This window comes from Variovorax sp. GW821-FHT09B05 (assembly GCF_059418265.1).
Genome location: NZ_JBWKPN010000018.1, coordinates 51,827 through 65,596 on the forward strand (window position 1 = coordinate 51,827; position 13,770 = coordinate 65,596).

The window sequence follows — 13,770 nt, forward strand, 5'->3', positions numbered from 1 at the left end:
CGGCGCGGCCGTCACGCCACTGTCGTCTGGCGGACTGTGCGCTTCGACCCGGCTCCTTATCATCGGAGCCATGTACCACGCCCTCCGTCCCTCGCGCAGCGAATTCGTGCCCGTGCGCAACCTCCGCTACCACGTGCGCCTCTGGGGCCAGCCCTCGGCCGAGCGGCCGCCGCTGGTGCTGGTGCACGGCTGGATGGACGTGGCCGCCTCCTGGCAGTTCGTGGTCGACGCGCTGGCCGAGGAACGCTTCATCGTCGCGCCCGACTGGCGCGGCTTCGGCCTCACCGACGGCGGCGGGGTCGACAACTACTGGCTGCCCGACTACCTGGCCGACCTCGAATGGCTGCTCGACCACTACGCGGGCGAAGGCGAGGCCGCGCGCCCGGTCGACCTCGTGGGCCACAGCATGGGCGGCAACGTCGTCATGCACTACGCGGGCGTGCGGCCCGAGCGCATCCGCCGGCTGGTCAACCTCGAGGGCTTCGGCATGCCCGCGCGCCAGCCCGAGGAAGCGCCCGCGCGCTACGGCCAGTGGATCGACGAGCTCAAGCGGCTGCACCGCGGCGAGCTCGAGCTCGCGGGCTACTCGGCCGTCGACGGCGTGGCGCGCCGGCTCATGAAGACCAACCCGCGGCTGTCGCAGGACAAGGCCGACTGGCTCGCGAGCCACTGGTCGGCCAGCCGCGCGCAGCCCGATGGCAGCGCGCGCTGGCAGATCCTCGGCGAGGCCGCGCACAAGGTCATCAACGCCAACATCTTCCGCGTCGACGAGGTGCGCGCGCTCTATGCGCGCATTGCCGCGCCCACGCTGATGATCGAGGCGGCCGACGACAGCCTCCAGGGCTGGTGGAAGAACCGCTACACGCTCGAGGAGTTCCACCAGCGGCTGGCCTCGGTGCCCTCGGTGCGCATCGAGCAGCTGGCCGATGCCGGCCACATGCTGCACCACGACCAGCCGCAGCGGGTGGCGAAGCTGATCGAGGATTTCCTCGCCTAGTCAGGCCGGCTGCACCGCCCGCCGCAACGCCGCGCGCGCCAGCAGTCGCGTCGAATCGAGCGTCGGCAGCGCCGAGTTCGCATCGCTGATGATCAGCGGGATCTCGGTGCAGCCCAGCACCACCGCGTCGCAGCCCTCCTCTACCTTCATGCGCTCGATCACGCGCTGGAAGCTCGCCACGCCCTCGGGGCTGAAGATGCCGTTGACCAGCTCGTCCATGATCACGCGCCCGGTCTCGTCGCGCTCTTGCGCGTTCGGCCGGCGGTACTCGAGGCCGCGCGCCGCGAGCCTGGACGGATAGACCTCGCTGTCGACCAGCCAGCGCGTGCCCGTGATGCCGATGCGCCGGAAGCCGCGCCGCACGGCCTCGTCGGCCGCCACCTCGGCGATGTGCAGCCAGGGCAGCGGCGAACGCGGCGCCACGTATTCGAAGGCCTGGTGGATCGTGTTGTCGGGGCAGATCAGGAAGTCGGCACCCGCGGCCTGCAGCTTGCGCGCCGAAGCGAGCATCAGCTCGCCCACGCCGGCCACGTCGCCCGCATCGAGGCAGCGCACGTAGTCCGCGAGCGAGGGCGTGTGCATCGACACCTCGGGGTGCGCATGGGGCCCGAGCAGCGCGGCGCCCTCCACGCAGATGGTCTTGTAGCAAAGGGCCGCGCCTTCGGCGGAGCAGCCCACGATTCCGATGTGTTGGGTCATGCCAGCGATCCTATGGCCGCTGTCCGCATATGCAAGCTTACGAATATTCGTTCGCGCGCGCGACACCGGCTCCTAGAGTGCCCGGTTCAGTTCTGGAGCCCCTCCCTCATGCGCCCTCTCGCCCTTTCCCGCCGCCTGGCCCTGGCCGGCGGCCTTGCCCTCGCACTGGGCCTCGCCAGCGCGGCCCAGGCCGCCGACCTGCGCGTCGGCTTCATGCCGGGCCCGTACCGCGACGCCTTCACCAAGGGCATCGAGCCCCAGCTCGCCAAGCTCGGCTACACCGTCAAGTACGTCGAGTTCAGCCAGGGCGTGCAGCCCAACGACGCAGTCGAGCGCGGCCAGATCGACGCCAACATCTTCCAGCACACGCTCTACCTCAACGCCACCAACCAGCAGCAGAACTTCGACCTGGTGCCGATCGTCCACGTACCGACGCCGCCGATGGGCCTCTATTCGCAACGCCACAAGTCGCTCGCCAGCGTGCCCGACGGCGCCACCGTCACGCTGCCGGCCGACCCGGTGAACGCGGCGCGCGCGCTCAACATCCTCGCGGCCATCGGCTGGGTGCAGCTCAAGACCGGCGTGAACCCGCTGAGCGTGTCCGAGCGCGACATCGCGAGCAATCCCAAGCGCCTGAAGCTGGTGCCGCTCGATGCCGCCCAGGCACCACGCTCGCTGGCCGATGCCGACCTGGCCGCCGTGCAGGGCAACTTCGCCGTCGCCTCGGGCCTCAAGCTCACCGAGGCGCTCAAGCTCGAGGACATGACCCTGCCCTACGTCAACGTGGTGGCGGTCAAGCGCGGCAACGAGAACGCGAAGTTCGCGAAGGACATCGTCGCCGCTTACCAGTCGGCCGAGTTCCAGCGCGTCTTCCTCGCCAATCCCGTGTGGGCCGGCTACCGCCTGCCCGACTACTTCTCGAAGTGATCGCCCGATGAGCGGCTCCGCCACCCGCAGCGCGCCTCCCCGGCGGCTGCACCTGAACGTCAACATCCTGCACTCGGGCTTCGTGCCCTCGGCCTGGCGCCTGCCCGAGGCCGACCCCTGGGCCTTCGCCGACATCCAGCACTACATCCGCACCGCGCAGATCGCGGAAGCGGGCAAGCTCGACGCGATCTTCCTGGCCGACAACGCGGCCATCGTCGACCAGATCCACTTCCGCCCGATCACCGCGCTCGAGCCCACCATCCTGCTGGCCTGCGTGGCCGCGGCCACCACCCACATCGGCCTGATCGCCACCGCCTCGACCAGCTACAACGAGCCCTACAACATCGCGCGCCGCTTCTCCACGCTCGACCACGTGAGCAACGGCCGCGCGGGCTGGAACATGGTGACCACGGCCGACCTGCCCTCGGCGCGCAACTTCGGCCTCGAGGCCACGCCCGACCATGCGAAGCGCTACGCGCGCGCCTCGGAGTTCGCCGACATCGTGAAGGCGTTGTGGGACAGCTGGGAAGACGGCGCCTTCGTCGGCGACAAGGCCACGGGCAGCTTCGTCGACGCCACCAAGGTGCACGCCATCGCGCACCGCGGCGAGCACTTCGCGGTGCAGGGCCCGCTGAACCTGCCGCGCGCGCCGCAGGGCCATCCGGTGCTGGTGCAGGCCGGCGCCTCGGCCGACGGGCGCGAGCTGGCCTCGCGCCATGCCGAGGCCGTGTTCTCGGCCTCGCAGTCCTTCGAGGAATCGCTGGCCTATGCGCGCGCCCTCAAGACCCGCGCGGCCGAACTGGGCCGAGGCCCCGACGCGGTGAAGGTGCTCGCGGGCCTCACCACCATCGTCGGTGGCACCGAGGCCGAGGCGCTGCGTCGCCGCGACGAGCTGGTCGACCTGATCCCGTGGGACTACAGCCTCACGCGCATCGCGGGCACGCTGGGCATCACGCCCGATCGCCTGAAGCTCGACGAGCGCCTGCCCGAGAACCTGCCGCTGCCCGGCAATGGCAACGGCAACCACACCTTCTTCAACGCGGTGGTGGCGGCGGGCCGCACCCATGGCTACACGGTGCGGCAGCTGATCCGCGAACTCGCGGGCGGCGGCGGCCACCGCGTGATCGTGGGCACGCCCGAGCAGATCGCCGACGACATCGAGCACTGGTTCAAGGGCGGCGCGGCCGACGGCTTCAACCTGATGCCCGATGCGCTGCCGCACGGGCTCGAACATTTCGTCGACGGGGTGGTGCCGATCCTGCAGAAGCGAGGGCTGTTCCGCACCGAGTACGAGGGGCGCACCCTGCGCGATCACCTCGGACTGGCGCGGCCCGAAGGTCGGACGGCGCAGCGCCTGGCGGCCTAGAAAGAAGAAAGAGAAACGCCGCCGGGGGAGCGGCGGCGGCGGGCCTCAGCCCTCGTCCGCGTCGTTCCCCGTCAACGACAGCACCTCTTCGACGAAGGCCTCGAAGCCCGGCAGCGCCGCATGCGGCAGCACATCGTCCGCGCCCTCGCCGTCGTCGAAGAACACCCGGGCCCGCCCCACCGGCAGCGCGACCCATTCGCCGGCCTCGAGCAGCAGGCCCAGATAGCCCTCGCCCTCGGGCACGTAGAACAACCCGGCCTGCCCGAGCACGCGAACCTCCTCGCCCGCGAGCGGCGCGGGGGCGTCCTCGCGCCCCCATCGCACGCCCTGCGCGGCCAGCCGGTCGGTGATCCAGCCGTCGCACACATGGGTGTCGCTCCAGCTCGCTTGCGAATCGAACACGGCCAGCACGGGCATGGGAAGGTCCCTCTCAGGAAAGTAGTTGGTTTATTGCAGGAAGCTGGGCTTCGCGTAGCCCTGGAACTTCGTGTCGACCACCGTCTTGAACTCCTTCGAGTGGTAGGCCTCCACGAGGTCCTTGGCCCAGGCGGTGTTCTTGTCCGCGGTCTTCACGGCCACGACATTCAGGTAGTAGTCGGGCGTCTTCTCGAGCACCACCGCTTCGGTGAGCTTCAGGCCCGAGGAGATCGCGAAGTTGCCGTTGATGATCGCGTACTCGGTGTCGCCGAGCGAGCGCGGCAATTGTGCGGCCTCGAGCGGAATGAACTTCAGCTTCTTGGGGTTGTCGGCCACGTCCTTCTCGGAAGCGCGCAGCGGATCGACGCCCTGCTTGATCGTGATCAGCTTGTTCTGCTCCAGCAGCACCAGCGCGCGCGCCAGGTTGCTCGGGTCGTTCGGCAGCGTCACGCGGTCGCCTTCCTTCAGGTCGGCCAGCGTCTTGCGCTTGGTCGAGTACACGCCCAGCGGCGCGATCGGGCCCTGCACCAGTTCGGCCAGGTCCAGCTTCTGGTCGGCCGCGAATTTCTTCAGGTAGACCTGGTGCTGGAAGAAGTTGGCGTCGAGCGAGCCCTGGGCCAGCGCCAGGTTGGGCTGCACGTAGTCGTTGAATTCGACCAGCTTCACCTTGTAGCCCTTCTTCTCGAGGATCGGCACGATGCCTTGCTTGAGCTGGTCGATGTTCGAGCCGGCGGTGCCGCCGATCGTGAGGTTCTTCTTGGCGTCCTGCGCCTGCGCCGGCAGCGAGAGGCCGCCGAGCGACAGCGCGGCGAGGGAAAGGGCGAGGACGGAACGGCGCAGCAGTGCGGTGGTCATGACGGAAGGCTTTGCAGGAAAGAAAGAGAAAAGGGAACGGGAGAAGAAACGAATCAACGCTTGTCGAGCCTGCGCGCCGCGGTGTTGCCGACGAATTGCAGGATCTGTACCAGCACCACGAGCAGCGCCACGGTGAGCACCATCACGTCGGTCTGGAAGCGGTAGTAGCCGTAGCGGATGGCCAGGTCGCCGATGCCGCCGCCGCCCACCACGCCGGCGATCGCCGAGTAGGAGAGGAAGCTCACCGCGAGCACCGTGAGCGCCAGCACCAGGCCCGAACGGGCCTCGACCACCAGCACGCGCCAGACGATCTGCAGCTCCGAGGCGCCCATCGCATGGGCGGCCTCGATCACGCCGCGCGGCACCTCGCGCAGGCACTGGTCGACCAGCCGCGCGAAATAGGGAATGGCCGCGAAGGACAGCGGCACCGCCGCGGCCAGCGGCCCGATCGAGGTGCCCGCGATGATGCGCGTGAACGGCACCAACGCCACCAGCAGGATGATGAAGGGGAAGGAGCGCACCGTGTTCACGAGCCAGTTCAGGATCAGGAACGCGGGCCGGTTGGCGAGCGACTGGCCCGGGCCGAGCAGGAACAGCAGGATGCCCAGCGGCCCGCCGATCAGCACCGCGGCCGACAGGCCGATGGCCAGCATCATGAAGGTCTGGCCGGTCGCGACCCAGAGCTCGGGAAGGATGGGGGCGATGTTCTCAAACATAGGCCACCTCCAGCGCGCTGCGTTGGGTGGCAACCGGGGCGCTGGCCGAGGCGGCTTCGCCAGCCTCGCGCGCTTCGCGTGCATCGCGCTCGCGGCGCCGCACCAGTTCGTCGATCTCGCGGCCCAGCGCGGTCTTGCGCACCTCGCTCGGCGCGGCGTCGACCTCGAACTGCTCGACCAGCCGGCCCTTCTCGAGGATCGCCACGTTGCGGCACAGCACCTCGACCACCGACAGCTCGTGCGTCACGATCACGATGGTCACGCCGATCTTCTGGTTGATGTCGCGCAGCGTCTCGAGCAGCGAGCGCGTGGTCTCGCTGTCGAGCGCCGAGGTGGGCTCGTCGCACAGCAGCACCTGCGGGCGCGGCGCCAGCGCGCGGGCGATCGCCACGCGCTGCTTCTGGCCACCCGAGAGCTGGGCCGGGTAGGTGTCGATCTTTTCCGACAGGCCCACCAGCGCCAGGCATTCGCGCACGCGGGCATCGATCTCGGCGCGCGAATGGCGGCCGTGGATCTTCAGCGGGAAGGCCACGTTGTCGAACACCGTGGCGTTCTGCAGCAGGTTGAACTGCTGGAAGATCATGCCGATGTTCTGGCGCGTGTCGCGCAGCTCGCGGCGCGACAGCGTCGTCAGGTCGCGCCCACCGACCAGCACGCGGCCCGCGTCGGGCTGCTCGAGCAGGTTGATCAGGCGCAGAAGGGTCGACTTGCCGGCGCCGCTCTTGCCGATCAGGCCGAACACGTCGCCCTGCTGGATGTCGAGCGACAGCGATTGCACGGCGTCGAAGACCTCGCCGCTGGGCAGCGCGAAGGACTTCTGCACCGACTGGAGGCGGATGACCGGTTCCGCGCTGCCGCGGGCCGGGTCGGACGATGGGTTGCTCATGTCTGGGGGAACCAAGGAACGGATGCGTGCGGCCGCCAGGAAAAACCATCGGCCACGGATTCGCAAAAAGGTGCCGAGTATGAAAAGAAAGGCATCGAAAGGGAACGAACAAATCGGGCGATGCTTATTCCTGAAATCACATAAAGAGGCGCCGACGTTCAACCACATACACCATAAAGCGAGCAGGGGCTCCCATATGGATATGCGCATTGGTTCGTTCCCATCGCGCCCGCCTGCTGCCACATTCGCGCCTTTCTTTTTCGAGCGCGCAGCGCCACTCCAACCATGCACAGCATCCTTCGCCGCCGCGGCCTCCTTGCCGCCACCCTGGCGGCTTCCCTCCTCGGCGGCATCGCCGGCGGCGCCCAGGCCCAGGACAACAAGAACACCGTCAAGGTCGGCATCTCGGTCGGCAACGCCGAGCAGATCTTCGAGGTGGTGAAGAAGGTCGCCGCGAAGGACGGCCTCACGGTCCAGGTCGTGGTCTTCAACGACTACCAGCTGCCCAATGCCGCGCTCGCGGCCGGCGACCTCGACGCCAATGCCTTCCAGCACCAGCCCTTCCTCGACAACCAGATCAAGGCGCGCGGCTTCGACCTCGTGCCCGTGGGCCTGACCATCACCGCGCCGCTGGGCTTCTATTCGAAGAAGCTCAAGAGCATCGACCAGCTGCCCGAGGGCGCCGCGGTCGGCATCCAGAACGACCCGTCGAACGGCAACCGCGCGCTGTTGCTGCTGCAGCAGGCCGGCCTGATCACGCTCAAGCCCGAGGCCGTGAAGAACAACACCGCCACCCCGCTCGACGTGGTGACCAACCCCAAGAAGCTCAAGCTGGTGCCGCTCGACGCCGCGCAGCTGCCGCGCTCGCTCGACGACCTCGTGATCGCCGCCATCAACAACGACTACGCCGAGAAGGCCGGCCTCTCGTTCAACAAGGACGCCGTCATCAAGGAATCGCCCAAGGGCCCCTACGCCAACCTGATCGCCGTGCGCCGCGCCGACAAGGACAAGCCCTGGGCCAAGCGCCTGGTGGCGGCCTACCAGTCGCCCGAGGTCAAGAGCTTCATCGAGACCCAGTTCAAGGGCGCGCTGGTCCCCGCGTTCTGACGCCGCCGCTCCACGCCCTCCCGGCCCCCTGCGCGCGCCGCGCCCAGGGGGCTTTTCGCCTTTGGCGACACCGGAATGGCACTCCCCATGGGGTCAACCGCCACCCGTGAGAAAATGGCGGGTTCCCTGGAGGGCACGCCCCTCCTCCCCTCGCCAACCCACACAGTCAGGACCACCCCATGGACGCAGAACAAATCAACCAGATCGGCGCAACGCTTGCGGACCTGAGCGCGCGGACGGTGGATCTCCGGAGGTATCTTTGACTACGATGCCAAAGCCGAACGTCTGAGGACGGTCAACGCATCGCTCGAAGATCCCAACGTCTGGAACGACCCCAAGAAGGCCCAGGAACTGGGCAAGGAAAAGAAGTCGCTCGACGACGTCGTCGTCACGCTCGACCGCCTCACCAGCGGCCTGTCGGACAACACCGAGCTCTACGAGATGTCGAAGGAAGAAGGCGACGTCGACGGCCTGCAGGCCATCGCCGATGACGCCGCCACGCTCGAAGCCGACATCAAGCAGCTCGAGTTCCGCCGGATGTTCAACAACCCGGCCGACCCGCTGAACGCCTTCGTCGACATCCAGGCCGGCGCCGGCGGCACCGAGGCCTGCGACTGGGCCAGCATGCTGCTGCGCCAGTACACCAAGTACGCCGAGCGCAAGGGCTTCAAGATCCAGCTCGAGGACGAGACCCCGGGCGACACCGCCGGCATCAAGAGCGCGACCATCAAGGTCGAGGGCGACTACGCCTTCGGCCTGCTGCGCACCGAGACCGGCGTGCACCGCCTCGTGCGCAAGTCGCCGTTCGACTCCTCGGGCGGGCGCCACACCAGCTTCGCGAGCATCTTCGTCTACCCCGAGATCGACGACTCCATCGAGATCGAGATCAACCCGGCGGACGTGCGCACCGACACCTTCCGTGCCAGCGGCGCGGGCGGCCAGCACATCAACAAGACCGACTCGGCCGTGCGCCTCACGCACATCCCGACCGGCATCGTGGTGCAGTGCCAGGACGGCCGCAGCCAGCACAGCAACCGCGACGTGGCGTGGAAGCGCCTGCGCTCGCGCCTGTACGACCACGAGATGCGCAAGCGCCAGGAAGAGCAGCAGAAGCTCGAGGACAGCAAGACCGACGTGGGCTGGGGCCACCAGATCCGCAGCTACGTGCTGGACAACAGCCGCATCAAGGACCTGCGCACCAACGTCGAGATCTCGGCCACCCAGAAGGTGCTCGACGGCGACCTCGACGTGTTCATCGAAGCCTCGCTCAAGCAGGGCGTCTGATCCTGCCTCTTCCTTTTCGTCACCACCGCAACCACCCGCGCAGCCCCGCATGAACCTCAACGGCAAGGTCGAAGCCCTGATCTTCGACATGGACGGCACCATGATCGACTCCATGCCCTGGCATGCGCGCTCGTGGGTCGAGTTCGTGGCGCGCCACGGCCTGGTGCTCGACGTGAGCGACATCCTCGCGCGCACCACGGGCCGCACCGGCGCCGAGTGCATGCGCGAGCTGTTCGAGCGCGAGCTGTCCGACGCCGAGTGCCTGGCGCTGGTGCACGAGAAGGAAGAGATCTACCGCGCGATGTTCAGCGACAACTTCACCGAAGTCGCAGGCTTCACCGCCTTCGCCAGGGCCGCCGTCGCGCGCGGCCTGAAGGTGGCCGTGGGCACCGCGGGCGACCGCCACAACATCGAGTTCGCCATGTCGCGCCTGAAGATGGACCCGCTGCCGCTGGCCATCGTCGGCGGCGACGAAGGCTTCAGCGGCAAGCCCACGCCCGCCATCTTTCTCGAGGCCGCGCGCCGCATCGGCGTGGCGCCCGAACGCTGCATCGTGTTCGAAGACGCCCCCTTCGGCATCGAGGCCGCGCGCCGCGGCGGCATGCGCGCCGTGGCCGTGTGCAGCACCCACAGCGCCACCGAACTCGCCGGCCCCCACGTGATCGCCGCCGTGCGCGACTACAACGAACTCGCCCATTCGAATTTTCTGGAGACCCTCGATGCCGTTGCTGCCTGATTTCAGCGGTGCCCAAGCCGCACCGAACGCCATCCGCCGCGAAGACTACGCACCGCCGGCCTTCTGGATCGACACCGTCGACCTCACCTTCGACCTCGACCCGGCCAAGACCCGCGTGCTCAACCGCATGCGCCTGCGCCGCAACCCCGACGTGCCGGCGCAGCCGCTGCGCCTGGACGGCGACGAGCTCAACCTCGCGCGCGTGCTGGTCAACGGCCAGGGCGCCTCGTTCCGCATGGAAGGCGACCAGCTCGTGCTCGACGGCCTGCCCGCGGCGGAAGAAGGCTCGTTCGAGCTCGAGCTCTTCACCACCTGCTGCCCCATCAAGAACACCAAGCTGATGGGCCTGTTCGTGAGCGAGGACACCTTCTTCACGCAGTGCGAGGCCGAGGGCTTCCGCCGCATCACCTACTTCCTCGACCGGCCCGACGTGATGGCGATGTACACCGTCACCTTGCGCGCCGCCAAGGCCGCCTACCCGGTGCTGCTGTCGAACGGCAACCTGGTCGAGCACGGCGACCTGCCCGAGGGCCGCCACTTCGCCAAGTGGGTCGATCCCTTCAAGAAGCCCAGCTACCTGTTCGCGCTGGTCGCGGGCAAGCTGGTGGCGCGCGAGCAGCGCATCAAGGCGCGCAGCGGCAAGGAACACCTGCTGCAGGTCTACGTGCGCGCCGGCGACCTCGACAAGACCGAGCACGCGATGAACTCGCTGATCAACTCGGTGCTGTGGGACGAGGCCCGCTTCGGCCTGCCGCTGGACCTCGACCGCTTCATGATCGTGGCCACCAGCGACTTCAACATGGGCGCCATGGAGAACAAGGGCCTGAACATCTTCAACACGAAGTACGTTCTGGCCAACCAGGCCACCGCCACCGACGCCGACTACAGCAACATCGAGAGCGTGGTCGGCCACGAGTACTTCCACAACTGGTCGGGCGACCGCGTGACCTGCCGCGACTGGTTCCAGCTCTCGCTGAAGGAAGGCCTCACCGTCTTCCGCGACCAGGAGTTCAGCCAGGACCTGTGCGCCGACGCCTCCGCGCGCGCCGTCAAGCGCATCGAGGACGTGCGCGTGCTGCGCACCGCCCAGTTCCCCGAGGATGCAGGCCCCATGGCCCACCCGGTGCGGCCCGACAGCTACATCGAGATCAGCAACTTCTACACCGTCACCATCTACGAGAAGGGTGCCGAGGTCGTTCGCATGATGCAGACCCTGGTGGGCCGCAAGGGCTTCGAGAAGGGCATCACCCTCTACTTCGAGCGCCACGACGGCCAGGCCGTGACCTGCGACGACTTCGCCCAGGCCATCGCCGATGCCAATCCCGATTCCGAACTCGCGCGCCTGCTGCCCCAGTTCAAGCGCTGGTACAGCCAGGCCGGCACCCCGCGCCTGAAGGCCAGCGGCGTGTACGACAGCGCCAACCGCAGCTACACCCTGAGCGTGCTGCAGAGCTGCCCGCCCACCCCGGGCCAGCCGAACAAAGACCCGTTCGTCATTCCGCTCAACCTCGGCCTGCTCGACGCCAGCGGCCGCGAGCTGCCCGTGCAGCTCGAGGGCGAGGCCGAAGGCAGCGCCGGCACCCGCACCCTGGTGCTGTCGCGCGCCGGCGAGCAGTTCACCTTCACCAACCTCGACGCCGAGCCCGTGCCCTCGATCCTGCGCGGCTTCAGCGCGCCGGTGATCCTCGACTTCGAGTACAGCGACGCCCAGCTGCTGACCCTGCTGGCCAACGACCCCGATCCCTTCAACCGCTGGGAAGCCGGCCAGCGCCTGGGCCTGCGCGCCGCGCTGCAGGGCATCGCCGCCCTGGCCACCGACACCACCCCGGTGCTCGGCGAGGCCTACCTCGAGGCCATGCGCAGCGTGCTGCGCCATCCGCAGCTCGACCCGGCCTTCAAGGAGCTGGTGCTCACCCTGCCGTCGGAAACCTACATCGCCGAGCAGCTCGACGTGGTCGACCCGCAGCGCGTGCACCTCGTGCGCGAAGCCATGCGCGCCCAGCTCGCCACCGCCCTGTTCAGCGACTGGCAGCAGGCCTACGAGGCGCACCACGACACCGGCGCCTACAGCCCCGATCCGCTGAGCTCGGGCCGCCGCGCCCTGGCCGGCATGGCGCTCAACTTCCTGTGCCTGGCCGCGCGCTCGTCGGGCGACACCGTCTGGCCCGGCAAGACCCTGCAGCGCTTCAAGGACGCGGGCAACATGACCGACCGCTTCAACGCGCTCAACGCCCTCGTCTCCTCGGGCCACACCCTGGCCGCGCAGGCGCTCGCGCGCTTCCATGCCCTGTTCAAGAACGAGGCCCTGGTCATCGACAAGTGGTTCTCGCTGCAGGCCGGTGCCAGCGACCGCGGCGGCGACATCCTGCCGCTGGTGAAGCAGCTCATGAAGCACCCCGACTTCTCGCTGAAGAACCCCAACCGCGCGCGCAGCGTCATCTTCAGCTACTGCAGCGCCAACCCCGGCGCCTTCCACCGCCCCGACGCCGCCGGCTACGTGTTCTGGAGCGAGCGCGTCATCGAGCTCGACGCCCTCAACCCCCAGGTGGCCGCCCGCCTCGCGCGCGCCCTCGACCGCTGGAGCAAGCTCGCCGAGCCCTACCGCAGCGCCGCGCGCGAAGCCATCGCGCGCGTGGCCGCCAAGCCCGACCTGAGCAAGGACACCCACGAGGTCGTGACCCGCGCCCTGGCCGGCAGCTGATCCGCACACAAGCAACGCATCGAAGAGAAACCGAAGAACCCTCATGGCTCAACAGAAGATTTCCCTCACCCGCTACCTCGTCGAACAGCAGCGCGCCGACGGCCTCATCCCCGGCCAGCTGCGGCTGCTGCTCGAAGTGGTTGCCCGTGCCTGCAAGAGCATCAGCCAGGCCGTCAACAAGGGTGCCCTGGGCGGCGTGCTCGGCACCGCCGAGAGCGAGAACGTGCAGGGCGAGATCCAGAAGAAGCTGGACATCATCGCCAACGAGGTGCTGATCGAGGCCAACGAATGGGGCGGCCACCTCGCCGCCATGGCCAGCGAGGAGATGGACAGCATCTACGTCGTGCCCAACCGCTACCCGCAGGGCGAGTACCTGCTCATGTTCGACCCGCTCGACGGCAGCAGCAACATCGACGTCAACGTCAGCATCGGCACCATCTTCAGCGTGCTCAAGAAGCCCGACGAGCACCCCGGCGTGCAGGAGGGCGACTTCCTCCAGGCCGGCACCCAGCAGGTGGCCGCCGGCTACTGCATCTACGGCCCGCAGACCACCCTCGTGCTGACCGTGGGCAACGGCGTCGCCATGTTCACCCTCGACCGCGAGCAGGGCAGCTTCGTGCTGACGCAGGAAGACATCCAGATTCCGCCCGACACCAAGGAATTCGCGATCAACATGAGCAACATGCGTCACTGGGACGAGCCCGTGAAGCGCTACATCGACGAATGCCTGGCCGGCAAGGAAGGCCCGCGCGGCAAGGACTTCAACATGCGCTGGATCGCCAGCATGGTGGCCGACGTGCACCGCATCCTGATGCGCGGCGGCGTGTTCCTGTACCCCTGGGACAAGCGCGAGCCCGAGAAGGCCGGCAAGCTGCGCCTGATGTACGAGGCCAACCCCATGAGCTGGCTGGTGGAACAGGCCGGCGGCGCCGCCACCAACGGCAAGCAGCGCATCCTCGACCTGCAGCCCACCAAGCTGCACGAGCGCGTCAGCGTGATGTTGGGTTCGCGAAACGAAGTCGAGCGCCTGACGCAGTACCACGCTCAAAAGCCCTGAAAACCTGGCTATAATCGCAGGC

At 68.2% G+C, this 13,770-nt stretch carries 13 protein-coding genes; 8 read left to right on the forward strand and 5 right to left on the reverse strand.

The features are described from left to right. Positions 1-70 precede the first annotated feature (70 nt). Complete coding sequence (locus tag AC07RM_RS33970) at positions 71-997, forward strand: alpha/beta fold hydrolase (RefSeq protein ID WP_398501815.1); 927 nt, start codon at positions 71-73, stop codon at positions 995-997. On the opposite strand, the gene AC07RM_RS33975 is transcribed toward AC07RM_RS33970, so the two are convergent. Next, entirely contained in the window at positions 998-1,696 is a 699-nt protein-coding gene (locus AC07RM_RS33975) for an aspartate/glutamate racemase family protein (protein WP_495337280.1), read from the reverse strand. It lies immediately after the preceding gene. A gap of 108 nt (positions 1,697-1,804) precedes the next feature. Here AC07RM_RS33975 and AC07RM_RS33980 point away from each other — a divergent pair, with 108 nt between their 5' ends. Both AC07RM_RS33980 and AC07RM_RS33985 read left to right on the forward strand, forming a co-directional pair. Beyond that, on the forward strand, positions 1,805-2,623 hold the full coding sequence (locus AC07RM_RS33980) for a MetQ/NlpA family ABC transporter substrate-binding protein (protein ID WP_495337281.1): 819 nt from the start codon (positions 1,805-1,807) through the stop codon (positions 2,621-2,623). Positions 2,624-2,630: 7 nt separating this feature from the next. Further along, entirely contained in the window at positions 2,631-3,989 is a 1,359-nt protein-coding gene (locus AC07RM_RS33985) for an LLM class flavin-dependent oxidoreductase (protein WP_495337282.1), read from the forward strand. 45 nt (positions 3,990-4,034) lie between these two features. Here the strand turns inward: AC07RM_RS33985 and AC07RM_RS33990 are convergent, their stop codons facing one another. From AC07RM_RS33990 to AC07RM_RS34005, 4 genes are read right to left on the reverse strand one after another with little or no spacing between them, the layout of a single operon-like run. Next, complete coding sequence (locus tag AC07RM_RS33990; RefSeq protein WP_495337283.1) at positions 4,035-4,406, reverse strand: hypothetical protein; 372 nt, start codon at positions 4,404-4,406, stop codon at positions 4,035-4,037. Between the two features lie 30 nt (positions 4,407-4,436). After that, a complete protein-coding gene (locus tag AC07RM_RS33995; RefSeq protein WP_208508281.1) occupies positions 4,437-5,261 on the reverse strand; it encodes a MetQ/NlpA family ABC transporter substrate-binding protein in 825 nt (274 codons plus the stop codon). 53 nt (positions 5,262-5,314) lie between these two features. After that, on the reverse strand, positions 5,315-5,977 hold the full coding sequence (locus AC07RM_RS34000) for a methionine ABC transporter permease (protein WP_093340247.1): 663 nt from the start codon (positions 5,975-5,977) through the stop codon (positions 5,315-5,317). Continuing rightward, positions 5,970-6,863, reverse strand: coding sequence for a methionine ABC transporter ATP-binding protein (locus AC07RM_RS34005; protein ID WP_495337284.1), 894 nt, complete (start codon positions 6,861-6,863; stop codon positions 5,970-5,972). The genes AC07RM_RS34000 and AC07RM_RS34005 overlap by 8 nt, the downstream gene beginning before the upstream one ends. Before the next feature lie 285 nt (positions 6,864-7,148). Here AC07RM_RS34005 and AC07RM_RS34010 point away from each other — a divergent pair, with 285 nt between their 5' ends. The 5 genes from AC07RM_RS34010 (at position 7,149) to AC07RM_RS34030 (ending at position 13,748) form a co-directional block, all read left to right on the forward strand. After that, on the forward strand, positions 7,149-7,970 hold the full coding sequence (locus tag AC07RM_RS34010) for a MetQ/NlpA family ABC transporter substrate-binding protein (RefSeq protein WP_093340251.1): 822 nt from the start codon (positions 7,149-7,151) through the stop codon (positions 7,968-7,970). A gap of 179 nt (positions 7,971-8,149) precedes the next feature. Then, positions 8,150-9,254, forward strand: a protein-coding gene (gene prfB, locus AC07RM_RS34015) for a peptide chain release factor 2 (RefSeq protein ID WP_495337285.1) whose coding sequence is annotated in 2 segments (ribosomal slippage) — positions 8,150-8,230 and positions 8,232-9,254 — 1,104 coding nt in all. Because the reading frame shifts where the segments join, the coding sequence is not laid out codon by codon here. 49 nt (positions 9,255-9,303) lie between these two features. After that, on the forward strand, positions 9,304-9,990 hold the full coding sequence (locus AC07RM_RS34020) for an HAD family hydrolase (RefSeq protein WP_398500706.1): 687 nt from the start codon (positions 9,304-9,306) through the stop codon (positions 9,988-9,990). Next, positions 9,974-12,691: an aminopeptidase N gene (pepN, locus tag AC07RM_RS34025; protein ID WP_093340254.1), complete on the forward strand. Its 2,718-nt coding sequence runs from the start codon at positions 9,974-9,976 to the stop codon at positions 12,689-12,691. The genes AC07RM_RS34020 and pepN overlap by 17 nt, the downstream gene beginning before the upstream one ends. 43 nt (positions 12,692-12,734) lie before the next feature. After that, positions 12,735-13,748, forward strand: coding sequence for a class 1 fructose-bisphosphatase (locus AC07RM_RS34030; protein WP_093340257.1), 1,014 nt, complete (start codon positions 12,735-12,737; stop codon positions 13,746-13,748). The last annotated feature ends 22 nt before the right edge of the window (positions 13,749-13,770 follow it).